This is a genomic window from Methylobacterium sp. Leaf102 (genome assembly GCF_001422425.1).
In the GTDB taxonomy this organism is placed as follows: Bacteria; Pseudomonadota; Alphaproteobacteria; order Rhizobiales; family Beijerinckiaceae; genus Methylobacterium.
The window spans coordinates 64,594-85,020 of sequence record NZ_LMMX01000038.1; the positions used below are offsets into that span (position 1 = coordinate 64,594).

Annotated in this window: 24 protein-coding genes and 2 tRNA genes; 10 read left to right on the forward strand and 16 right to left on the reverse strand. The window is 67.7% G+C overall.

Going from position 1 to position 20,427, the window contains the following annotated elements:
* The first annotated feature begins 38 nt into the window (after positions 1-38).
* From ASF27_RS18195 to ASF27_RS18215, 5 genes are all read left to right on the forward strand, one after another.
* Positions 39-2,042 (forward strand): AAA family ATPase, encoded by a 2,004-nt coding sequence (locus ASF27_RS18195; protein WP_018044320.1) that lies wholly within the window; start codon positions 39-41, stop codon positions 2,040-2,042.
* A 193-nt stretch (positions 2,043-2,235) separates the two neighbouring features.
* Positions 2,236-2,664: a S24 family peptidase gene (locus ASF27_RS18200; RefSeq protein WP_018044321.1), complete on the forward strand. Its 429-nt coding sequence runs from the start codon at positions 2,236-2,238 to the stop codon at positions 2,662-2,664.
* Positions 2,661-3,950 (forward strand): Y-family DNA polymerase, encoded by a 1,290-nt coding sequence (locus tag ASF27_RS18205; RefSeq protein WP_018044322.1) that lies wholly within the window; start codon positions 2,661-2,663, stop codon positions 3,948-3,950. Before ASF27_RS18200 ends, ASF27_RS18205 begins: the two co-directional genes overlap by 4 nt.
* A gap of 154 nt (positions 3,951-4,104) precedes the next feature.
* Positions 4,105-4,647, forward strand: coding sequence for a metallophosphoesterase (locus tag ASF27_RS18210; RefSeq protein WP_018044323.1), 543 nt, complete (start codon positions 4,105-4,107; stop codon positions 4,645-4,647).
* Positions 4,644-5,462, forward strand: a complete 819-nt coding sequence (locus tag ASF27_RS18215) for a metallophosphoesterase (protein ID WP_018044324.1) — start codon at positions 4,644-4,646, stop codon at positions 5,460-5,462. Before ASF27_RS18210 ends, ASF27_RS18215 begins: the two co-directional genes overlap by 4 nt.
* Before the next feature lie 563 nt (positions 5,463-6,025).
* Here the strand turns inward: ASF27_RS18215 and ASF27_RS21840 are convergent.
* The 7 genes from ASF27_RS21840 to ASF27_RS18250 all read right to left on the reverse strand — a co-directional run bounded on the left by ASF27_RS21840 (position 6,026) and on the right by ASF27_RS18250 (position 10,546).
* Entirely contained in the window at positions 6,026-6,385 is a 360-nt protein-coding gene (locus tag ASF27_RS21840) for a hypothetical protein (RefSeq protein WP_051439878.1), read from the reverse strand.
* Positions 6,382-6,618 (reverse strand): hypothetical protein, encoded by a 237-nt coding sequence (locus tag ASF27_RS18225; protein WP_238206018.1) that lies wholly within the window; start codon positions 6,616-6,618, stop codon positions 6,382-6,384. The genes ASF27_RS21840 and ASF27_RS18225 overlap by 4 nt, the downstream gene beginning before the upstream one ends.
* 11 nt (positions 6,619-6,629) lie before the next feature.
* Positions 6,630-8,192, reverse strand: coding sequence for an AAA family ATPase (locus tag ASF27_RS18230; RefSeq protein ID WP_019904521.1), 1,563 nt, complete (start codon positions 8,190-8,192; stop codon positions 6,630-6,632).
* A 66-nt stretch (positions 8,193-8,258) separates the two neighbouring features.
* Positions 8,259-8,855, reverse strand: coding sequence for a hypothetical protein (locus ASF27_RS18235; RefSeq protein WP_018044328.1), 597 nt, complete (start codon positions 8,853-8,855; stop codon positions 8,259-8,261).
* 133 nt (positions 8,856-8,988) lie between these two features.
* On the reverse strand, positions 8,989-9,387 hold the full coding sequence (locus ASF27_RS18240) for a hypothetical protein (protein WP_018044330.1): 399 nt from the start codon (positions 9,385-9,387) through the stop codon (positions 8,989-8,991).
* Positions 9,388-9,485: 98 nt separating this feature from the next.
* Positions 9,486-10,010, reverse strand: coding sequence for a hypothetical protein (locus ASF27_RS18245; RefSeq protein WP_018044331.1), 525 nt, complete (start codon positions 10,008-10,010; stop codon positions 9,486-9,488).
* Complete coding sequence (locus ASF27_RS18250; RefSeq protein ID WP_018044332.1) at positions 10,007-10,546, reverse strand: hypothetical protein; 540 nt, start codon at positions 10,544-10,546, stop codon at positions 10,007-10,009. Before ASF27_RS18250 ends, ASF27_RS18245 begins: the two co-directional genes overlap by 4 nt.
* 269 nt (positions 10,547-10,815) lie before the next feature.
* On the opposite strand from ASF27_RS18250, the gene ASF27_RS18255 reads away from it, so the two are divergent.
* From ASF27_RS18255 to ASF27_RS18280, 5 genes are all read left to right on the forward strand, one after another.
* On the forward strand, positions 10,816-11,283 hold the full coding sequence (locus ASF27_RS18255; RefSeq protein WP_018044333.1) for a hypothetical protein: 468 nt from the start codon (positions 10,816-10,818) through the stop codon (positions 11,281-11,283).
* 187 nt (positions 11,284-11,470) lie between these two features.
* Complete coding sequence (locus tag ASF27_RS18265; protein WP_018044335.1) at positions 11,471-11,725, forward strand: hypothetical protein; 255 nt, start codon at positions 11,471-11,473, stop codon at positions 11,723-11,725.
* Positions 11,704-12,240, forward strand: a complete 537-nt coding sequence (locus ASF27_RS18270) for a hypothetical protein (protein WP_244481050.1) — start codon at positions 11,704-11,706, stop codon at positions 12,238-12,240. Before ASF27_RS18265 ends, ASF27_RS18270 begins: the two co-directional genes overlap by 22 nt.
* Positions 12,237-12,527 carry a hypothetical protein gene (locus tag ASF27_RS18275; protein ID WP_018044337.1) on the forward strand — a complete coding sequence of 97 codons (291 nt, stop codon included), beginning with the start codon at positions 12,237-12,239 and terminating at the stop codon, positions 12,525-12,527. The genes ASF27_RS18270 and ASF27_RS18275 overlap by 4 nt, the downstream gene beginning before the upstream one ends.
* Positions 12,524-12,718, forward strand: coding sequence for a hypothetical protein (locus tag ASF27_RS18280; RefSeq protein ID WP_018044338.1), 195 nt, complete (start codon positions 12,524-12,526; stop codon positions 12,716-12,718). Before ASF27_RS18275 ends, ASF27_RS18280 begins: the two co-directional genes overlap by 4 nt.
* 99 nt (positions 12,719-12,817) lie before the next feature.
* Here the strand turns inward: ASF27_RS18280 and ASF27_RS18285 are convergent, their stop codons facing one another.
* From ASF27_RS18285 to ASF27_RS18325, 9 genes are all read right to left on the reverse strand, one after another.
* The gene (locus tag ASF27_RS18285; protein ID WP_018044339.1) at positions 12,818-13,057 is read right to left on the reverse strand and encodes a hypothetical protein; all 240 of its coding nucleotides are present in this window, start codon (positions 13,055-13,057) and stop codon (positions 12,818-12,820) included.
* Positions 13,058-13,239: 182 nt separating this feature from the next.
* Positions 13,240-13,313 (reverse strand) — tRNA-Gly (locus ASF27_RS18290).
* Between the two features lie 77 nt (positions 13,314-13,390).
* Positions 13,391-13,474: transfer RNA gene (locus ASF27_RS18295), tRNA-Tyr, on the reverse strand.
* Between the two features lie 69 nt (positions 13,475-13,543).
* Complete coding sequence (gene recJ / locus ASF27_RS18300) at positions 13,544-15,226, reverse strand: single-stranded-DNA-specific exonuclease RecJ (protein WP_244473122.1); 1,683 nt, start codon at positions 15,224-15,226, stop codon at positions 13,544-13,546.
* A 226-nt stretch (positions 15,227-15,452) separates the two neighbouring features.
* Positions 15,453-16,853, reverse strand: a complete 1,401-nt coding sequence (locus ASF27_RS18305) for an NAD(P)(+) transhydrogenase (Re/Si-specific) subunit beta (protein ID WP_056168656.1) — start codon at positions 16,851-16,853, stop codon at positions 15,453-15,455.
* A 4-nt stretch (positions 16,854-16,857) separates the two neighbouring features.
* Positions 16,858-17,307 carry an NAD(P) transhydrogenase subunit alpha gene (locus tag ASF27_RS18310; RefSeq protein WP_056168659.1) on the reverse strand — a complete coding sequence of 150 codons (450 nt, stop codon included), beginning with the start codon at positions 17,305-17,307 and terminating at the stop codon, positions 16,858-16,860.
* A gap of 17 nt (positions 17,308-17,324) precedes the next feature.
* Positions 17,325-18,464, reverse strand: a complete 1,140-nt coding sequence (locus tag ASF27_RS18315; protein WP_056168661.1) for a Re/Si-specific NAD(P)(+) transhydrogenase subunit alpha — start codon at positions 18,462-18,464, stop codon at positions 17,325-17,327.
* A gap of 92 nt (positions 18,465-18,556) precedes the next feature.
* Complete coding sequence (locus ASF27_RS18320) at positions 18,557-18,850, reverse strand: aa3-type cytochrome c oxidase subunit IV (RefSeq protein ID WP_056168668.1); 294 nt, start codon at positions 18,848-18,850, stop codon at positions 18,557-18,559.
* A gap of 164 nt (positions 18,851-19,014) precedes the next feature.
* Complete coding sequence (locus ASF27_RS18325; protein ID WP_056362295.1) at positions 19,015-20,379, reverse strand: AarF/ABC1/UbiB kinase family protein; 1,365 nt, start codon at positions 20,377-20,379, stop codon at positions 19,015-19,017.
* Positions 20,380-20,427 lie beyond the last annotated feature (48 nt).

Here is a 20,427-nt window from a genome sequence, read left to right on the forward strand (position 1 = left end):
AGGCCTCCGCCGAGGCCGACCGGACAACGAGGTCTCGGATGAAGCTCGACAGTTTCAGGGTCACGAATTTTCGCAGCGTCGAGGATTCCGGCGAGATCACCCTCGGCGACATGGCCTGCCTCGTCGGCAAGAACGAGGCAGGCAAGACGGCACTGCTTCACGCGCTCGCCGGCCTGAAACCTCATGCGTCGACGCCTATCACGTTCGACCGTGAGCGGGACTACCCGCGGCGTTACCTGAACGAATACGAGAGGCGTCACGCGGACGACGACGCCATGGTCATCGCGACCCGGTGGACCTTGTCCGACGCCGAGATGAACGACCTCGCCGCATCTTTCGGGCCCGGCTGCCTCGCGTCGTCCCAGGTGACCCTCAGCCGGCGCTACGGTGGCGGGATCGGAGTGACCGTGCACCTCGACGAGGCCGCCTGCATGGCCTTCCTCACCGACAGGCATGGGCTAACCGAGGATGAGCGACGCGCCTTTGCGGCCTCCGGTTCGGCGGCAGCGGTCCGGAAGGCCCTGGAGGGCCTGGAGGAAATATCCGCAGCCCAACAGGCGCTACTGGATGCCCTGGAAGCCTTGCCAGGCAAATCGGTGCTCAACGCTATTGCGAGCCACGTTCGCTCGGCCTGCCCAAGCTTCATGTACTTCTCGCACTACGACCGCATGGCCGGCCAGATCCGCGTCGACGACATCGAGAGGGACGAGGATGGCGGCGTCCATCGATTTGGTCGCCGCCCGCATAGGTCGAGCGAGCCTCTCGAAGTCCCCGAGCTGGTTTTCCTCGATTTCCTGGAGTTCGCCGGGACCTCGGTCGAGGAGATCCGCGAGTCGAAGACCTACGAGTCGCTGAACGCGAAATGCGAATCCGCGTCGAACGCGATCACCGACCAACTGCGGGAATACTGGACCCAGAACCCGTTCCTGGAGATCGAGGTCAGGGTCACAAAGGCGGAGCCGAACGACCCCGCGCCGTTTGACGAGGGCGTGATCGCGCGCGCCCGCGTCAAAAACATCCTGCATCGCGTCTCGGTCCCCTTCTCGGAGCGGAGCGCCGGTTTCATCTGGTTCTTCTCGTTCCTGGTGAAGTTCGCCCAGGTCAGCAAGCAGGGCGGCAGCCTGGTGCTCCTGCTCGACGAGCCAGGGCTGACCCTTCACGGAAAGGCCCAGGCCGACCTGTTGAGGTACTTCGGCGACAAGCTGGTGCCCCACCACCAGGTGGTGTTCTCGACCCATTCGCCGTTCATGGTTCCACCCGACGACCTGACGCTCTCGCGCATCGTCGAGGACCAGATCGAACAGCGGCCGAACGGCTTCCCGACGACGAAGGGCACCAAGGTGCGCGATGACGTCCTGGCGACCGATCCGGACACGCTGTTCCCGCTCCAGGCGGCGCTGGGCTACGACGTGACCCAGGCCCTGTTTATCGGCAAGCACACCTTGCTGGTCGAGGGGCCCGGCGACCTCGTCTTCCTCAATGCGCTCTCGGCCCAGTTGAAGCGCCGCAAGCGTATCGCGCTCGATCCGCGCTGGACGATCTGCCCGGCCGGCGGCCTCGACAAGATCCAGTCGTTCGTCTCGCTGTTCAAGGGCGCGAAGCTGCACATCGCGGTGATGTCCGACAGGGCTCAGGGCGACAAGCGCAAGCTGGAGCAACTCCGGGCCGCAGGTGCGATCCCCGAGAACCGCATCATGAACTACCCCGACGTGCTCGGCCTGCCAGAGGGGGATGTCGAGGACATCTTCGACCCGGAAGTCTACCTCGCCATTGTCAACGGAGCCTACGGCCTGAAGGGCCGCGGTGTGCTGACGACCGCCAAGCTCGACAAGGAGGCGGGGGGTATTGTGCGACTGGTCAAGCGGGTGGAGGCGGCCTTCAAGCTGCTGCCTCCCGACACGCCAGAGTTCGATCACTTCACGCCGGCGGACTGGCTTATTCGCAATCCCGCCGTTCTGGACGAAAAGACCCCCGCCATCGAGGCCACCCTGGACAATGCGGAGAAGGTGATCCGGGCGATCAACGGCGCCCTGCCTACGTAGTCCACCCCTACCGTCCGTGGCATCCCTTCGCGGACGGCGGGTGCATGAACCGCCTCTATCGCGGGAGACGGGTTTTCCCCACTCCACCATCGGCGGGACCTCATCGAATTGTGGCTTCGCACCCAAGCGTAGCCGCTATACGGAACCGGCCAAACGTGTTCTGCTTTTGTTCCTGGACTCTTGGAGGAGCACCATGCAGATCACTGGCATAAACATCGGCTTTTCCATGCCGGTGTCCCTTCTCGCCAAGCCTGTCCAGGCCGGCTTCCCGAGTCCGGCCGACGACTTCATCGAGGAAGAGATCGACCTCCAGCGCCTACTGATCGTCAACCGCCCGGCCACCTTCCTGGTCCGGGTCGCCGGCGACAGCATGATCCTAGCCCGCCTGTTCGACGGCGACCTCGCCGTCGTCGACCGCTCGCTCACCCCGCGCAACGGCGACATCGTCGTTGTCGACATCGACGGCGAGCGATCCTTCAAGGTCTGGAAGCGCCAAGGGCCGCGCATCTCGCTGCACTTCGCCAACCCTCGCTTCCCCGAGTTCCAACTCTCCCCCGACGCTGTCATTGAGGTCTGGGGCGTCGTCTCCGGGTCCGTCTGTGCGAAGCGCCGCTGCGAATGAGCGCCCGGGCCTACGCGCTCTCCGACGGCAACTCGTTCTACTGCTCGTGCGAGCGGGTCTTCGATGCTCGGCTGGCGAAGGTGCCGGTGATCGTGCTGTCCAACAACGATGGCTGCGCGATTGCCCGGACCAACGAGGCCAAGGCGCTCGGCATCCGGATGGGCGAGCCCTGGTTCAAGATCCGGGACATGTGCCGGCAGCAGGGTGTCCAAGTCTACTCCTCGAACTACGCCCTTTATGGAGACATGTCGGCCCGGGTGAACGCGGTCTACCGGGACTTCTCGCCCCGCATCGAGATTTACTCCATCGACGAGAGTTTTCTCGACATCTCCGACGTGCGCAACCAGGACCGGGCGTCCTTATGCAGGGACATGCGGGCGACCGTACGGGCCTGGACGGGCATCCCCACCTGCGTCGGCATCGGGTCGACCAAGACGTTGGCCAAGCTCGCCAACCACATCGCCAAGAAGGTACCCGAGCTCGAAGGGGTCTGCGACCTGACCGACCCGGAGCAGTACGACCACTGGATCATCCGCATCCCGGTGGGCGACATCTGGGGTGTGGGGCCGGCAAACGCCCGGCGCCTGGAAGCCCTGGGATGCGACAGCGCCGCCGATGTCCGCGACTTCGACCCACGCGTCGCCCGCAAGGCCATGACAGTCGTGGGCGAGCGCCTCGTCCACGAGCTGCGGGGTATGGCCTGCCTAGACCTGGAGACGGTAGCCGCCACCCGTAAGGGATGCGCCGTCACCCGGTCGTTCTCCGAGCGCGTCGAGGATCGCGCCACCATGGAGCAGGCCGTCGCCACCCATGCCTCCAGACTCGGCGAGAAGCTCCGCCGCGAGGGGTTGGCGACCAACCACGTGACGGTCTTCTTCCACACCTCGGAGCATGACCGCGACCGGCCTCAACGCTCGGTCTCGACCGTCGTGACGCTCCCCGAGGCGACCAGCGACACTCTCGCCCTGGTGAAGGCCGCCACCCACGGCGTCCGGAAGACCAGGCGGGACGGGTTCCGCTATTCCAAGGCCGGGGTGGTCACCACCGACCTGATGCCGCTGGCCGCATCGCAGCGTGCGATGCCGGGCTTGGGCCAACTCGACCGCGAGATGGGAGCCGCCCTGATGGAGGCGCTCGACGCCTGCAATCGCCGCTTCGGACGAGGCGCCGTCGTCCCGGGCGCCGCCGGGTTCGCCCCGAACCGCGAATGGTCGACCAAGTTCAAGATGCGGTCGCCCCGTTACACGACCCGCCTCGACGAGATTCCGATAGTCGCCGCGGCCTGACAAGCTTCTCACGCCCCTTGCGTTCGGGGACCGGCCAGGCGATCACGCGGAAGCTTCAAGGATAGTAACGATGAAACGCATGGCGCCGCCCCCGACCGACTAATCCCGGAGAGCGATGCCGCGCGCGAAGCCTCCGCAATTGCGAGAGGCTAAAATGCCAAAGGTACATTTTACGGCCGACAGCCACGTTGGCCATCAAGCTCTCATCCTCAGCCCGAGGATGCAGACCCAGCGACCGTTCGCTTCGCTTCACGAGCACGACGAGACCCTGGTCGAACGTTGGAACGCCGTCGTCCACCCGGATGACACGGTCTGGCACCTGGGCGACTTCGCATACCGGTGCACCGAGACTTATGCGCTCGCGATTTTCCTACGCCTTAACGGTCGCAAGCTCCTGATCCGTGGCAACCACGAGCGGATCGGTGAACGCCTCCCCTGGGCCGAGCCCGTCCGGGACGTGGCGATGATCGCCCTGCCGGACCCGGCGGGCGTGATGCGCTCCATATGGCTGAGCCATTACCCTCATGTGAGCTACCCTCGCTCCCACCGGGGTGGCCTTCACCTGCATGGGCATTCCCATGGTTCGGTCCCGGGCACGGCGACGCGTGCCGATGTCGGCGTGGATTGCTGGGACTGGGCCCCGGTGACGTTGGACCGGATCCTGGCGCGCTTGGCGACGAACGGAGCGGGGTCATGACTGCCCCTGGCCTTCGCCTATGGGTGTTCTCGGACCTGCATCAGGACTGGAAGGAGAATGCTTGGGACCCTGCCGCGCATGCGCCGGCGGGTGGTTTCGACGTGGCCGTCGTGGCCGGTGACGTGCACATGCCCCTGGTTCGGGCGCTGGACTGGCTCGGCGACCACTTGTCCGGCGTGCCGGTGGTCTACGTGCCAGGCAATCACGATTTTTGGTGGGACCGGGGTGAGGAACGCTACACGATTCACGACCAGTTGACCCGGGGGCGTGAGCGGGCGGACGCGCTCGGCATCCATCTCCTGCTCGACGACGCGGTCATCATCGACGGCGTTCGGTTCGCCGGCGGTACCCTATGGACGGACTTCCGCCTGGGGTCGTTCAACCTGAACCACGGTATCCGGACCGCCCAGGGGCGTGGTGGGATGGTCGATTACCGCCGGATCCGCACGGGTCCGAGGTCGCGCAATCGCATCAAGCCCGAGGAGGTGCTTGCGATGCACCGGGTCACCCGTGGCTTTATCGAGAACACCCTGGCCGTCAGCCACCCCGGTCCCACGGTGGTGGTGACCCATCACGCCCCGCACCCGGCGAGCCTTCCACGGAGCGACGCGGACCTACGGTGGTGCGATGCTTCCGACCTGACTGACGTCATCCTGGACCAAGGACCGGACGTCTGGGTCCACGGTCATGTCCATTATGCCTCCGATTACCGGGTGGGCCGGACGCGGGTGGTCTGCAACGCAAGGGGGCATTCAGATGAGCGAACCAGGTTCAGACATGGGCTCGTTGTTGAGGTCGCCCATTACATTCCTTGACCAGCCCCCTCGACGGATCCCAGGACAGGCCACAGTAGCCTCTCAGTCGGCTCGGTCCAAAATAACGGTCAGGTCACGGCATTCCGGACCTAAAAAATTCCCGAACGGGATACGGGCCTTGCGTTAACCGGGAGGCGCGGGGGGGGCTGTATCAAGGTGACCCAAACGGCCTGTCGACCCGGGGGCGCCCAGGCATTTTGCCGCCAGCGACCCTCGGAATAGGTAATTTGCCGTCCGCCCAGGCGTTTTGCCGCCCGCCCGCCTCCCGACAGGCGTTTTGCCACCACCGCCCCGGCCGGGCCGTTAACGCTTGGGCTACATAAGGTCCACGTTCGCGCATCCCTCCGGGTCCTGGCACCGGCCGAGGCGGACCAGCCCAGTCGAGTAGCAGTACGCCCATCCCGCCGCCGCATCGAAAGCCTGGACGGTCGACGTCGTTAGGCCCGTCCCGTCGGGGAACTTGTCATGCCCGTAGACCGTCCCGGTGAGCACGGTGCCATCCGCGGACCGGTTGTCGGGCTGTATGATCCAGTCGTGAAACAGGGGACGGTCGCCGAGCTCAGTCAGGTCGAAGCGGCTGCCTGGGTACCGGTTTCGCTGTGCCATGCCCTGCCGTCCTCGTCGAAGAAAATTGAGGCGGCCGCCACGACGGGCCGACCGCATTCGTCAGTGAAATGACCGGCAAGGAACGGCCGGTAATAGAATCTGACGGCCCTCGCGGGGACGCCTGCATGCGGGACGAGGGTGCCCTTGATCCACGCGTGAACCTCGCGATTGCCGGTGGGGATAACCCGGGCCCGCGACCCTGGCCGGACGACCATCACGGCGTCGGCCAGGGTTACGGTTTGGGCGTGGGCGACGACGCGGCCGCGTTCACGGACGGACCAGCAGCCGCGGGTCAGATTCCGGTAGACGTCTGTCATCGCGCTTCAAGGCGATCCTCAGGGATCGGGATGAGGCGGCCGCATGCCACGACGGCCGCGTTGGCGGCGGCGAGGCCCTCAGACAAGGTGACCTGGCGTGTCGCGACACAGCGGGCCATATGTCCGACGTACTCATCAAGCACGACCCCGACGCGGTGATCGACCGTGCCGGCGAGGCGATGGGCTCGGATGGACGAGCGGAGGTAGTCCCAGACGGGGGCGTGCGTGGTCATCGTCACCCTCTTCAATGCCGGGCCGCGAGGGTCTCGCGACCGGCGAGGACGGTGTCGACGAGACGCTGGAGACGTCGGACGCTACCCCCACTCCAGTGCTCCGCGATGAGCCCGAGCTCGTCGCCGTCGAGGTCCGGGAGCCACGACGCATCCGTCCCCCTCTCGCGCCGGGCGTCCCCCACGATCCCCCGTGCGAGGGCAGGTAGGTCGGCAAGCGTGGGCTCGGGCATCTGGAAAACTCGGAAGCGGTCCAGCAGGGGCCGGGGCATGCCCCTAGTCCCGTTAGCCGTCGCCAGGAACGTGATGCCCGAGAGATCGGTCGCGCACTCCAGGTAGGGGTCCCTGTAGTCCTCGGCATGATCCAGCATGGGCAGGAGCCCGTCGAGGAGATTGCCGTTCGTCATGCTGGTGCCGGCCTTCTCGATCTCGTCGAGGACCACCGCCACCGTCGCGAGGCTCTCTTGCCGGATCGTCTGAAGCGGCACCGAGGCCCTGCCGGATGACCACTGCCGGGAGGTCCCGATGAACGAGGCGTCCGCCACACCCGAGCACGAGTAGACCGTGCTTGGGAGGCCCAGCGCGGTGGCCAGGCTGGTGGCCAGTCGCGTCTTGCCGGAGCCCGGGGGCCCGACGAGCAGGATGGGTGGAAGCCGGGCGAATGACCTACCGACGAGTTGGTTCAGGATGCGCTCGATGAGCGATGCCGCGTGCGGGTACTGATCGACGAGATCCCGACGCGCGGCCGCGAGATCGGGCACCGGCCGGCGCGGGAGAGTCACCCCCGCGATAGGCGCCCACTCCGCGCGGGGCGTGGTCCCGCCGCTGCTACGTGCGCCGTCCTTCGCGGACCCCGGCAGGTGCTCGACGCTGCGCACGACGAGGAGCCCGGCGCCCGCTGCCTCCGGCAGATCGTCCTCGTCTTGATCGCGGGGATCGAAGCCGGTGTCGTCCCGGACGGGGCCGCGCTTGACGTTGTTGGGCCACTCTACCTTCACGACCGACCGGGCAATGATCTGTAAGGCGGTCAAACCGTCCCCCTGGCGGCGGGCCGACCGGGGCTCGCGCCTGGGTGCCCACTGCTCTCCATCGCAGTACGCGGCGATGCTCATCATCTCGGCATGCGTTCGGAGGAGATTTCCCAGTCGTAGGTCGGTATGCCCGCCCGCCATGGCGATCTGCCAGACCCTGACGGCACACCGCAGGGCACAGACGTGGTCGCCCAAAAAAGCTTGGTAATAGACGCACCTCGTCGACCAATCGGCATACGTGTCGCGGTCGTTCTGCCCCAGCTTGAGGTCCTCCGAGGCATCGTCGCACACGCTCTCAGCATGCGAGAGCGACGAGAGCGACACGCGGCACGACGACAGCTTCTCAAGCGCGGCACGCACGGGGGGGGGCAGGTCCGGCAGGTCGAGCAGGATGCCGGTCGACCAGTGGATCGTATCCGCGAGCGGGTCGCAGTCGAGGAAATCCAGGCCCTGATCGAGCCAGTCTACGGACGGGGGATGATTGGGTGCGAACGGATCGCTGGCAGGCGCACGGGGGCGCGCACCCCGAGGGGGGGTCTTCGTCATGGCCGGGTTTCTCCAGACGCCCTGTCAGAGACAGGGCTTCAGGGTGCCAGCCATACACACGAATCGTTAACGGAGCGTTGCCTTGAGCGCGGCCGTCCGGGCCCGGGCCGCGGCCGTCTCCCCCTGCATCGTGGCGACCATCCCGAGCGCACGGTCGAGGATCTCCTCACAGCGCTGCCCGAGGGCCTCGCGACCCTGGGCGGAGAGCGGCCCTGGGCCGGTCTCGCCCATTCCATGGGAGATGACGTGCTCGTCCCAAAGGTACGCGACTGCTTGGAGCATATACCCGGTGGCCCTCGGGTGTGCGGTTGCGGCCGCCCGGCCGAGCATGTCCAGGAGGGGCGCCGGGAGACCATGGGAGATGAGGCGGCCGCGTGCCAGGGAGCGCACGTTTAGGCCCGAGGCCAGGCTCAGGGGCCCCACGAAATCAGGTCCGAAGACCCTTTTGGCCACTCGCTCGATCTCGGCGTGGAGGGCCTCCGAGATCTCCGCATGATCCACCGGCTGGCCATCGATCAGGGCCTGCCGGCCATCGTAGGACAGCAAAGGCCCCGCCGGGGGGGCGGCCCCCGCGAGGTTGGAGAGCGGCGAGCCCGAGACGTACCCGACGGCGTGCCCAACGGCGGGGGTCCCAGCCGGGACGGGGTAGAGCGTTATGCGCACGGGAGAAGGTCCTGGGTGGGGCCGGCCAGGTAGATCACGTCAACGCAGAACCGGCCGGGATGGTCATTCGCGACGGGCCACATGCCAAGGCGCTGCCCCCATGTGTACCCCCTGATGATGATGGTGGTGCCCCTCATGACGCCACCCGCTTCAGGCAACGCGGGCAGGTCGCAGGGACGCCTTCGACGTCGCCCCATCCGACGGAACGCCGGCCCGGCGTGGCACCGCACAGCGCGCTCCCGGCCCCGCCCATCGGGCCGCAGCCGTCCTCGGAGACGATATGGTACAGGCGGCCGCGGTCGCGCTCACCGCCGTTGCTCAGGCGTCCGAGCATCTGTGCCGAGCGCCACGCGGAGCCGTCGGGGAGGACATACCGGGGGGCGGCCGTGAGGAATGCCTGGCGCTCCTCGGCCTGGCGGACCTGCCTGGCTTTCTCCTCAGCCTGGTACTGGGCAGCGGCCGCAGCCCGTTCCTCCGGCGAGGGGCCGGGGCCGGCGCGCACCATCGCCACCATTCGGTCGATAATCAACATGTGGGGTTCCCTGCTGTACCGGGCAGCTTGTGGGCAAGCCGCTTCTGGTATTGTCCTATCTATACTGACAATCATTACTCTTCAAGGGTAGCGCGTCGTCAACGGCTAGTAGTGTCGGTGAGCGTCATGAGTCTGCGGATCATCCTGTCCTGGGCCGCGCCACGGCCGTCGCACCAGCCGTCGAAGGTAGACCGTGAGACCTGCAGGGCGTCGGCCGCGGCGTCGCGCCCGCCGCGTGTCTTGGCCCATGCCTTTAGACACTCCGACAGGGGGCGGGCGTCCTTTTCCCAGTCCGGTGCGGCCTTGGGCTTGGACGCCGGCGCGGGGGAGTACACTGCGCTTTTCGCATCGTATGCGTTAGCCCAAGGGTCAAGCCGGGGGTCGTCGGGACCGATGCGGCCCGCCCCGAGAGGCTTGTCGAACCGCGAGAACCACGTCGCGGCGTTCCCGTCGCCGGTCGCATCCCGGGGAGGCTTGAACACCGCGGCGACCGGTTGCCCGATGAGGTCCTCGCGCCCGAGCAGGAGGCGATAGGCGTCAATGGCTGCGTCGGGCGAGCCGTAGCTCGCCCTCTCCAGAAGCTCGCCGCCATCGTGTGCGCGTAGTCGGACCATCCAGGTCATGAGCGGATACTCTCCAGGATGTCTTTGACCATGTCGTTGGCGTTGCAGCGCTTGTTGCCGCTGTTGCAGAACCCGCCGTACGCCCAGAAGGCCTCGCCGGCATCCGTCTCGGTGTACGTGCCGTGTCCGGTTCCCTTGCGCAGGATGAAGAGTTTGATTGGACCCTTGCGGTCGTCAGACCACATGCCGCTCGTCTCCATCTTGATGTAGTCGCGGACCTGCGCGCCGTCGGGCGAGGTCCAGCGCTCGACGGAGACGATGGTGTAGAGGGCCTCACCACCCGCAAGCGCAAGGGAGGCGGTCTTGCCGACGAGGGCCTTGGCGAGGCCCTCGGTGGTGGTGAGGTCGGCCGGCGCGACGGCCTGGGCCTGCTGCTGCTGGACGGGCTGGGCGACCATGCGGGCCTCGGCCCAAGCCTGCCGGAACGCGGCGCCGAGCGCGGCACGGACGGCGGTGCCGGCGGAGGCCGCGGCTTCGCGGGCGATCCGCCAAGCATTCCTCAGGAGGGCGGAACGGTCGATTTTGGTGGTGGTCATCGGGTGGCTCCATCATCGGCCCGGATCGCCCCGGGAGGCCTCGGCTTGCGCCGGTGATCTAAATGTACCGCAATTTGCGGTAGTCGCAAGGCCTCCACGAGAGAATTCTTTACGCCCGATGAGGCCGTGTCGCGCGTCGTAAACCGCGATGGCGTTCTCGATGGGCCATCCGGACGGCCCGTCCGGTTTCCCTCTAGGCGAATCTGCGGGAGCTGCTTCGATCGTCTCTGAAGCGATCTCGCGAACGCGAGACAGGGACCCGGACCAGCATGCCCACAGAGATCGAGATCCGAGAGTTCGCCCGGCTGTATGCCGGCATGACACCCGAGCAAGTGGCGGCCCATGAAACGTGGGTCGCCAAGTACCGGCTGGAGATGGCCGAGGAGATTGCGCAGCGAGCGGTCGCGGCACAGGAGCGCCGTGACGCCCTCCGGGCAATGAGCGATGCCGACGTCGTCGAGCAGACCGTCAACGCTTACAGCGACGCCGACTTCGACCCGGCGCCCGCCCTGCAGGTCCTGCAGTATGCCGGGTTCATCCGCCGGCGAGATCTCCACGAGGCCGTCTCGCGTGTGAAGACCGTCATCAAGGAGTTCGATCTCGCGACCGCAGGGCATCATCTCTACGGCGTCCCCGGGATCCGCCATGACCTGTATCGGGTCCTCGATTTCCTGACCGGCGAGGACCACTCGGGCTGCACCCCGAACCCCGCTCCATTTCGGGGGGCCCAGTCATGAGGCGGTCCACAATCGACGAGATCGCCCTCGGGGCTGCTCGTGGGGTCGAGCGGATCATCGCAGAGGAGCACCCCGGCGGGGCCCCCCAGCGGCAGGCCAAGGTGCAGGTCATGTTCGCGGACTGGATCAGGCACGCCGTCCTCCGCGAGGTCAGGAATGACCGGCGCCGTGTTTCGAGGAGGTCCTCATGATCAGGACCTCCTCGCCTCGCGACGGGTTCGACCTCTGGTTCCTGTTCATCGGCATCGCCATCGCCGCGGCCGTCCTGCTCACGATCCTGCAGGCCCTCTCGCAGGCAGCGGATCCCGCGTGGTCCAACCAAGGCGGCGTCCGGGTCTGGACGGACCCGGCGACCGGGTGCCGGTACACCCAAGCCGAGACTGGCATGCAGCCGCTCGTGGGACCGGACGGGCGCCCCGATTGCCTGAGGAGGCCGCAGTGAACGGTCGGGGCATGCAGAGCTACCGGGTCAAGGCAACCGACTGGCGCCGCATGCCCGGACAGGGGACCGTCGTCCTGATCAGGGCACCTTTCGACCGCCACGCCGTCGGCGACGTCATCACGATCTATACCGAGGGCGTTGGGGAAGATGCCGGTCGGGAGACCGCCGGGCACTGGAAGGTCACGGGCAAGGAGGGATCGGTCGGGTTCGCCATGAGCGCCCTGATAGTCCGGCTGGCGAAGCTTGAGGAGGTCCACTCGCCCGAGCCGGACCCGACGACCATGTCCGAGGCCGACCGTCTGAAGGAGGCGGCGCGCCAGATCTACGCCATCACCGGCCACCTGGCCGGGTGCATCGGTCTGGAACGGAACGGCGTCAACGAACTCCGGGACAAACTCTACCGCCTCAAGGCCACCATCGTCGGTATCGAGTTCGAACCTGATTGCGAACATCGCTGGGACTGGCCGGACGGCACCACTCGGCACGGGCGGCCGCCGGAAGGAGACAGGGCATGATCGAGCGCATGATGAACCCGACCATCACCCTCACCCGCAAGCACTTCGCGACCGAGGAGGACTGGCAGCGCGCCATCCGCGAGGGAGGCACCTTCACGCTCGCCGGCGGCATCAGGGTTCACCTCACCCTGGGCGAGGAGATGGACCTCGATGACGACTGGGGCGTGAACCTTGGCGAGCCAGTCGCGAAAGTTTCCATCTCTGGCAGCCATGACGTGGAGGTGACCACCTACACCGAGGAGGTCACCTTCCATCCCGATGGCAGCTATTCGCGGAGGCTGGGATGACCGAGTCTGACGAAGTCATGCAGCAGACCTGGTGCTGCCTCACGTGCTCCGCGAAGTTCCGGTGGGGGGAGGTCCGGATGGCGGCGGGCGGCCTGCACTGCCCGCGATGCGATGCCGTCTCGCTCCACCCGGCCGGGGGCGAGGTCCGGGTGCTTGATGGGTACGACGGCGAGATCGGGACCCTGAACTGATGGCCCGCCCCGAACGTGTAAAACGATTCCCAAATCGCGTTTGTGGAATCGTTTTACACGTTCGGGGCGGCCCAAAGCGAAAGGGCCCGGGTTCTTCGATCAAGGCAGGAGCGCTGCACGAGCCTCGGCCACCAGGGCGTTCCACCGCTCGACCTCCGGGCGGACCGGATCACCGGCGCTACGGGGCGTCCATCCCACGCGGCCGCGCCGGACGATGCCCCTGGCACCACAATCCGTGCAGCGCACGAACCGGGAAAGGCTGCCAACGGCGATGAGGTCGTGAACCGGATCAGGGTGGCGGTCGTAGAGGCGGGCCGGGGTGTGGGTGCAGCGGGGCATGGCGATCTCTTTCGATCACCATCATTCGTGCGAGCGGGTCCGAGTTCGACAAGGAAACTTGCGCCCGATACCGATTCGTCTGCGGTATCCATGCGGTATCCACCGCCCAGGCAAACAGCCACTGGATACCGCGCCCCTGCCCTATCGGGCTGAGGTTGCTAGTCTTTTCGGGAAGGGGGGAGTGGAGCGGGTACCGGGAATCGAACCCGGGTATTCAGCTTGGAAGGCTGCTGCTCTACCATTGAGCTACACCCGCATCGACGATCGTCCGACACGATCACCGAAGGTCGAGACAGGGAGCCGGAAACGTCGCTCGCGATCTCGTCAGACGTTTGGTGGGGGAAGTAGGACTCGAACCTACGAAGCTTACGCAGCGGATTTACAGTCCGCCCCCTTTGCCGCTCGGGACATTCCCCCAAACCGCTGCCCGTGGGCAGCGCGCGGGTCCTTATGATGAGGCCCCGCGCGGGTGTCAACGGGGATCGCTCAATCGATCGGCGCGAGGTCGCAAATCCGGACCTGGGCACGGTCGGCCCCACGCCAGGTGTCCACCGCCAGGGTTCCGGCGACGTGGAATTCACGACCGATACCGGCGAGGATGGCCTGACCGAGGGGGCCCTGTGCCGCGCGGAAGCAGATGGCGCCCACGGCCTGACCGTCGCGGCTGCGCAGGCGCGCCCGGACGTGGCCGTTGCCGACGATGCCGGCGTCGACGATGCGGTGGCGCGGCAGGGCGAAGATCGGTTCGGGCGCGCCCGAACCGAACGGGCCGGCGCGCTGGAGCAGGCGGACCATTTCGGCCGTGGCTCCGCCCGCGCTCACGGTGCCATCGAGGAGGAGCGCCTCGACGGCACGGGCCGCGCCGACGGCTTGCGCCAGATCCGACCCGAGGTAGGCCGCGAACGCCGCCGTGTCCGGCCCCGCCAGGGTGACGCCGGCCGCCATGGCGTGGCCGCCGCCCTTGAGGGCGAGGCCCGCATCCACCGCCGCGCGCACGGCCCGGCCGAGGTCGGCACCGGGGATGGAGCGGCCCGAGCCCGTGGCGGTGCCGTCGGGCCGGAGCGCGAAGGCGAAGGCCGGGCGGCCGAAGCGTTCCTTGAGGCGTGCGGCGATGAGGCCGACGACGCCCGGGTGCCATTCTGCCGAGGCCGCCACCAGGACCGGGCGCTCAGGGTCGCCCGTGAGCGCGTGGTCCATGTCGGCTTCGGCCGCCGCCACGGCCTGGGCCTCGATGGCCTGGCGCTCGCGGTTGAGACGGTCGAGTTCGGCGGCGATACCGGCGGCTTCCGCCGCGTCGTGGGTGGTGAGCAGGCGGGCGCCGAGGCCCGCATCTCCAATGCGGCCGCCGGCGTTGATGCGCGGACCGACAAGGTAGCCGAGGTGCCAGGCTTCCGGCGCTTCGCTCAACGCGGCGGCGTCCAGAAGGGCGGCGAGGCCGATGCGTCCGCGTCCGCGCATCACCTTCAAGCCCTGCACTACGAAGGCGCGGTTGAGGCCCGTCAGGGGCACCACGTCGGCGACCGTGGCCAGCGCCACGAGATCGAGGGCGGCGGCGAGGTCGGGGAGGTCCGCCACGCCGTCCCGGCGCAGGCGCCGGTTCAGGGCCACCAGGGCGAGGAACACCACGCCCGCCGCGCAGAGGTGGCCGAGACCCGACAGGTCGTCGAGGCGGTTGGGGTTCACCACGGCGCGGGCGGGCGGCAGGGTCTCGGGGGCGCCGTGATGGTCGAGGACGATGACGTCGAGGCCGAGGGCTTCGGCCGCCTCCAGGGGGGCGTGGCCGCTGGTGCCGCAATCGACGCAGACGAGGAGGGTGGCGCCGGCCTCCCACAGGGCGGTGACGGCGGCGGCGTTCGGCCCGTAGCCCTCGGTGATGCGGTCGGGGATGTGGATGCGGACCTCGAGGCCGAAGCCGCGCAGATAGGCGGCCAGGAGCGCGGCGCTGGCGGCGCCATCGACGTCGTAATCGCCGAAGATCGCCACGGTCTCGCGGGTCGAGACGGCTTGGGCGAGGCGGTCCGTCGCGGCCGCCATGTCCACGAGGCAGTCCGGATCCGGCATCAGGTCGCGCAGGCGCGGGTTGAGATGCGCGTCCGACTCCGCCGGGCGGATGCCGCGCCCCGACAGCACCCGGGCGAGGAGGTCCGGCAGGCCGTGGGCCTGGGTCATGGTGGCGGCGTAGGCCTGGAGCACCGGATCGGCGCAGCGGTCGTGCCACGGCCGTCCGAGGACCGAGCGGGTGACGTCGAGGAAGGCGCGGGGGATCTCGGCTGACACGGGGCGACCCTACTCCAGCCCGGCCGGCCCGAACTGCACGAAAACGACGACGGGGCCGGCGATGGACGCCGACCCCGTACGCTGTCCTGGCGGCGCGGGCGAGGCCCGCGCCAGGGGTTCAGAGGTTCTTGACGATGGAGTCGACGACCTTCTTGGCGTCGCCGAACAGCATCATGGTGTTGTCACGGAAGAACACCTCGTTCTCGACGCCGGCGTAACCGGAGCCCATGCCGCGCTTGATGAACAGCACGGTCTTGGCCTTCTCGACGTCGAGGATCGGCATGCCGTAGATCGGCGAGGCCTTGTCCGTCTTCGCCGCCGGGTTGGTGACGTCGTTGGCGCCGATGACGAAGGCGACGTCGGCCTGCGGGAAGTCGCCGTTGATGTCCTCGAGCTCGTGGACCTCGTCATAGGGCACGTTGGCTTCGGCGAGCAGCACGTTCATGTGGCCCGGCATGCGGCCGGCGACGGGGTGGATGGCGTACTTCACGTCGACGCCCTCCTTCTTGAGCATGTCGACCATCTCGCGGAGCGAATGCTGGGCCTGGGCCACCGCCATGCCGTAGCCCGGCACGATGATGACGCGCTCGGCGTTCTTCAGGATGTAGGCCGCGTCGTCCGCCGAGCCCTGCTTGACCGGACGGGTCTCCACGGCTCCTCCGGCCGCGCCTGCCGCGGCATCACCGCCGAAGCCGCCGAGGATCACGGAGATGAACGACCGGTTCATCGCCTTGCACATGATGTAGGACAGGATCGCGCCCGAGGAGCCGACGAGGGCGCCGGTCATGATGAGCGCGAGGTTGCCCAGGGTGAAGCCGATGCCGGCCGCCGCCCAGCCCGAGTAGGAGTTCAGCATCGACACGACGACGGGCATGTCGGCGCCGCCGATGGGGATGATCAGCAGGCCGCCGAGAGCGAACGACAGCAGCACGATGACCCAGAACACCAGCTTGCTCTCGGTGCCGATGAACACCGCGATGAGGCCGACGAGGGCGATGGCCAGGGCGATGTTGAGGGCATGGCGCTGGGGCAGCATGATCGGCTTGCCGGACATGCGCCCGTCGAGCTTGGCGAAGGCGATGACGGAGCCCGTGAAGGTGATGGCGCCGATGGCGACACCGAGCGCCATCTCGAACAGCGACTCCTTGTGGATGTGGCCGTTCTCGAGGATGCCCACCGCCTGCGGTGCGTAGAGGGTGCCGGCCGCACCCGCCACGGCCGCGAGGCCGACGAGGGAGTGGAAGGCCGCCACGAGTTGCGGCATGGCCGTCATTGGCACGCGCTTGGCAATGACGGCACCGGCGCCGCCGCCGATGCCGAGGCCCAGGAGCACGAGGATCCAGGCGCCGAATCCCGCTGGCGGATGGCCGACGAGGGTGGTGAGGACGGCGAGCCCCATGCCGACCATGCCGTACAGGTTGCCCTGCCGGGAGGTGGTCGGGTGCGAGAGCCCCCGCAGCGCCATGATGAACAGGACGCCGGAAACGATGTAGAGGAGTGCCGAGACGTTCTGGGACATCGTCTCAGGCCTTCTTCTTGTACATGCCGAGCATGCGCTGGGTGACGAGGAAGCCGCCGAAGATGTTCACGCTGGCGAGAACGATGCCGAGGAAGCCGAAGAAGCGGGCCCAGCCGGTGCCGTGCTCGAGAAGCGGCACGCCGGCCGCCAGGATGGCGCCGACGATGATCACCGAGGAGATGGCGTTGGTCACCGACATGAGGGGCGTGTGGAGGGCCGGCGTCACCGACCAGACCACGTAGTAGCCGACGAAGATCGCCAGAACGAAGATCGCGAGCTGGAACACCGTCGGGTCGACGGCACCATGCGTCACGGCGCTGAGGCCGTGACCGATGCCATCGGCGTAACTCTGCGCCTTGGCGGCGTGCTGCTGCGCGATATCCGCAGCGGTTCGGGCCGCGGTGGCAGCGGCGCGCGCCTGCTCGGCGGCCTGATCGGGGGGGAGCGTGGCCATCGTATCCTCCGGCGGGATCAGGATTTGGTCTGGAAGGCGGGATGCACGACCTGACCGTCATGGGTCAGGTTCGTCGCCCGGACGAGTTCGTCGTCCCGCTTCACCGCCAGGGACTTCGCCTCCTTGTCGATGAGGGTCTCGACGAAGGCGTAGAGGTTGCGCGCATAGAGGCTCGACGCCGTGGCGGCGAGGCGGCCGGGCACGTTGAGGTGCCCGACGATCTTCACGCCGTGATCCGTGGTGACGATCTCGCCGGCCTTGGCGCCCTCGACGTTGCCGCCACGCTCGACCGCGAGATCGATGAGCACGGAGCCGGGCTTCATGGTGGAGACCATGGCGGCGGAGACGAGCTGCGGGGCCGGCCGGCCCGGAATCAGGGCGGTGGTGATGACGATGTCCTGCTTGGCGATGTGGGTCGCCACGAGGTCGGCCTGCTTCTTCTTGTACTCCGCCGACATCTCCTTGGCGTAGCCGCCCGAGGTTTCGGCCTGCTTGAACTCGTCGTCCTCGACGGCGACGAACTTGGCGCCCAGGGACTCGACCTGCTCCTTGGTGGCGGGCCGCACGTCCGTGGCGGTGACCACCGCGCCCATGCGGCGGGCGGTGGCGATGGCCTGGAGCCCGGCGACGCCGACGCCCATCACGAAGACGCGGGCGGCGGGCACGGTGCCGGCGGCCGTCATCATCATCGGCATGGCGCGGCCATACTCGGAGGCACCGTCGACCACCGCGCGGTATCCGGCGAGGTTGGCCTGCGAGGACAGCACGTCCATCACCTGCGCGCGGGTGATGCGGGGCATCAGTTCCATGGCGAAGGTGTCGAGGCCGGCTTGCGCCATTTCACCCAGGGCGGCTTCGTTGCCGTAGGGATCCATGATCGCCACCACGGTGGCGCCACGCTTCAGCAGCCCGATCTCGTCGCCGTTGGGGCGGCGGACCTTGAGGACGAGGTCGGCCTCGTTGGCCGCGTCCTGGGCAGAGGAGGCGACGGTGGCACCCGCCGCCTCGTAATCGGCATCCGGGACACCGGCGGTCAGGCCGGCACCGGACTGGACGGTCACGTCGGCCCCGAGGGCGATGAATTTCTTGACCGTTTCGGGCACCGCCGCGACCCGCGGCTCCGCGGGATCAGACTCTGTCAGGACAGCGATGCGCATTCAGGAAGCCCCCTCGGCGATCCGTCCGGACCACCGTAACTCGGCAGGAATATAGAGCCCGACGACTGGTATACCAGTGCGCCCGGGCTACGTCACGCGAAGAAGAGGTAGAGCAGAAGCAAGACCGCGACCACGACGGGGGCCTTCCAGCCCACGGCCGGCGCGAGGGCGCCCACGGCACCGGCGGCGCCGGACACCACGACGGCGAGGATCGCAGTCAGCCACGCTTCATGAATGCCGCCGATGGCGAGGGCCAGCACCCAACAGATCACCACGGAGGTGCCGATTTCGACGAAACGAACGAAGCCGCGATAGGTCTGCTCGTGGGTCTTCTCGTCCATGGCGGGGCTGTAATGCACGCCGGACACGGTCTTCATATCGGCCATCGTGTGGTCGTCCCCATGGATCTGTCTTGATTTGTTCCAAGGGGATTTAGCGCAAGCCTCGGCGGCTCGCAATCAGCATGCATGCCACGCAATGGCCACGAACCGGTTTTTGTCGCGCCGGTTAAGTTTCGCAGGGCCAGCCGCGTGACGTCACACCGATAGGGTCACGCCGGCAGGGCGAGTCCCGCCCGCGTGAGAGCCTCGCCCTGCCGGGTCTCGAGTTCGGAGAGCGAGAAGCGCTCGATCTCGGCCTCGAACAACCGGTGGTAGTTCAGCTCCGAGCGCAGGTGGAGGAACACGGCGCCGAGGCCGACGGCGGCGCGGTCCATGAACACGAATTCCTGCGGTACGGTCACGGGTCCCCGGGCTTTCAGGGCCTGATGCACCTCGAAGGCCTGACGCCGGCCGTACTCGCCGGGCTTGACCCCGTCGGCCACCGTGCGGGTGCGGTCCTCCAGGATCGGCCCGTAGATGAAGCGCGCCCAGATGTTGAGGATCTCGATGAGCTCCTTGTTGAGGTTCTTGAAGCCCCAGACCTCGTAGGCGTGGACGATGCGTGCGCCGTCGTTCTCCAGGAGCCCCCGATAGAGATCGACCACGCCGCCGACGAAGCGCGGATGGAAGATGCGCACGCAGCCGTAATCGAGGAGGTTGATGCCCTGCGCCTCGCCACCCTCGGAAAACACCGTGTAGTTGCCGAGATGCGGGTCGCCGTGGATGACGGCGGCGCGGCTGAACGGGTGCCACCACGCCTTGAACATCGCCCGGGCGAGGCGGTTGCGGATCTCGATGGGACTTTGGGAGAAGTTCAGGATGCCCTCGCCCTCGAGCCAGCCGAGGGTTAGGAGGCGCTTCGTGGAGAGATCGGTGTGAATGGCCGGCACGCGGACCTCGGGCACGTCGCGCAGGACGTTGCCATAGAGCACGGCGTGCTTGGCCTCGCGCGCGTAGTCGAGTTCCTCGCGCACCCGGGCGCCGATTTCCTTCGCGATCTCACGGGTATCGAGCCAGGAGCTCATGCGCCGGTGCAGGGCGAAGGCGACCTCCAGCTGCTTCAGATCGGCCTCCACGGCCGATTGCATGTCGGGATACTGGAGCTTGCAGGCGAGCGCCGTGCCGTCGAGGCCGGTCGCCCGGTGGACCTGTCCGAGGGACGCGGCCGCCGCCGGCTTGAGGTCGAAGTTCGTGAACCGCCCCTGCCAGTCGGCGCCGAGTTCGGCCATCATCCGGCGCTTGACGAAGGCCGCGCCCATGGGCGGCGCGTCGGCCTGGAGCTTCTGCAGTTCCGTCGCGTATTCGGGTGGCAGAAGGTCCGGCACCGTGGCCAGCAACTGGGCGACCTTCATGATCGGCCCCTTGAGGCCGCCCAGCGCCTGGGCCAGGGCGGCGGCGTTGCTGGGCGCCTCCTTGCCGCCGAACAGGCGGGCGCCGGCCATGCGGGCGGCGACCCCGCCGACATTGGCACCGACGCGGGCGTAGCGGCTGGCGCGCGCGGAGAAGCGGTTGGCTTCGCTGTCGTGATCGGCCATCGGGTTCTTCGGATCTCGGATAAGGACGCGTCCGGCAATCCGGCCACT